General features: G+C 41.0%; 3 protein-coding genes. All 3 read left to right on the top strand.

Annotation, left to right across the window (positions count from 1 at the left end; translation table 11 throughout):
* Positions 1-403 precede the first annotated feature (403 nt).
* Positions 404-823: a hypothetical protein gene (locus F6K23_RS40345; protein ID WP_293166817.1), complete on the top strand. Its 420-nt coding sequence runs from the start codon at positions 404-406 to the stop codon at positions 821-823.
* A gap of 170 nt (positions 824-993) precedes the next feature.
* Positions 994-1,221, top strand: a complete 228-nt coding sequence (locus tag F6K23_RS40340; RefSeq protein WP_293166815.1) for a hypothetical protein — start codon at positions 994-996, stop codon at positions 1,219-1,221.
* A 275-nt stretch (positions 1,222-1,496) separates the two neighbouring features.
* On the top strand, positions 1,497-1,659 hold a 163-nt coding region (locus F6K23_RS42705), incomplete at its 3' end, for a hypothetical protein (protein WP_375340832.1).

Genomic DNA, 1,659 nt, shown 5'->3' with positions numbered 1-1,659 from the left:
CTAGAATGAGTGATGCTGGTGTTCCTCTCAGGCACATTCAATCTATCTCTGGTCATCGTACCCTCGATGCTCTAGAACGTTATTTGGGCGTCAGTGAACACCACAAAGAAAGTGCCATCGCTACTCTTGATTTTTAGCCTGCGGGTATTATGATTCCAGCTAGACCAAAACTATTTAGGACTTGCTGAATAAACCGGAAACCTTTAATCATCAAGGCTTTGATCCCTATTTCCCTCTAACTCAAAAAATTCAGAAATAGCTCTTTAGAATCGTCTTAAGGGTGTGGTGACTGAAGACAAAAAGTCAAATTTAGTCCTAAGTCCAAGAAATACATGGTTGCAAATTTATTGTTCTTCCATGTGAATTGTTAGTGAAAAAAGAGAGAGTTTAGGAGTATATTGAGATGCCTGTTGTATCAGGAACAAAAATTAAAATCGATGATTCTGAAATCCCGAACAATTCCATTGGGCAGTATACGCTCTATGGGCGTGGGGGCGGTTATGGGCACATGCAAATTAAAAACGACAGCGGTGCTATCTTGGCAGAGCATATAATCAGTTTGGGGGCTAACGATACATTTGCGCAGAGTACGGCAACAGGCGGTTTTGAGATTCCTCGTGGTAATCTGACTGTAAGTCTTAGCTATTCAAATAGGTGCGATTGTAGCTTTGGATCGGCAGGAGAAATCTACTATGATACTTCAAAGTTGGTTACGCCTAATACGGAAAAGTTTGTAGGTTCTACAGCATACGCTGCTTATGATTTGCAGGGAGATCATGATTATGACGACGTGGTACTCAGCATTACGTTTACGAAGAAATAGTGGAGCGCAAGCAGTGGTTTTAGGGACTGTACCTCAGGTCGGTTCATAGTCAAATCACCACCTTTTTTGCCCGATCACTCCTCCTGTATGTTGGGTTTAGCTACGGCGAAACCCAACATTTATTCATACTAACCCTCTTCTAAGAAACACTGGCTATAAGCTTATGGAAGATGCCAATCAAAGTGATTAAAGATAACGAAACTTTAACTGAAGGATTTCAAGTTTTGATGGCTAATTTAGAGCCTTCAAAAGTCCTTCGCTTTTGGGCAGCTTGTCATCTAGGTGAAGGTGATTACCTCAAACTCAAAGACCAACTCTTTGCCAATGAAACAGTTGTCAGTCTCTACGAAAAAGTGAAAGCTCAACAGGACACTAAGGGACAGCCCAGTTCATCGTGACTTAGCATTCTCAGTTTCAATAGAAACAGTTTCTGACAACACCCCTTCATCAACCCTTCACAAACCCTTCATTAACACTTCACAAAAACCTCTCGGGAATAAGATGGACGATTATTGAAGTGTCACTTGTCAAGAAAAATCAAGTAGGAAATATGGCTTGTATCTTCTCGCTAAGTGTCTTTAACAGATTCTGATTGTGCAGATAACTGTTCATTCGTCACACGAGCAAGCTTTTTCTCTTGACTAAGTTGCCAGAAATTTAGGGACATCTTAACATGACTAGTGCATACTACTACGGAACCGGGTTCAACGACTACTATAACCACTTACATTCTAATGACCTATCAGCATATGGTTATGGTGGTAATGACGAAATCTGGGGAGATAGTGGTAACGATTATATCAATGGGGGTGATGGCTATGACTCCCTATATGGTA

The sequence above is a fragment of the Okeania sp. SIO2C9 genome (genome assembly GCF_010672455.1).
Lineage (GTDB): Bacteria > Cyanobacteriota > Cyanobacteriia > Cyanobacteriales > Microcoleaceae > Okeania.
Note: the sequence above shows the minus strand (reverse complement) of the source record. Positions and strands in the feature narration are given on the sequence as shown.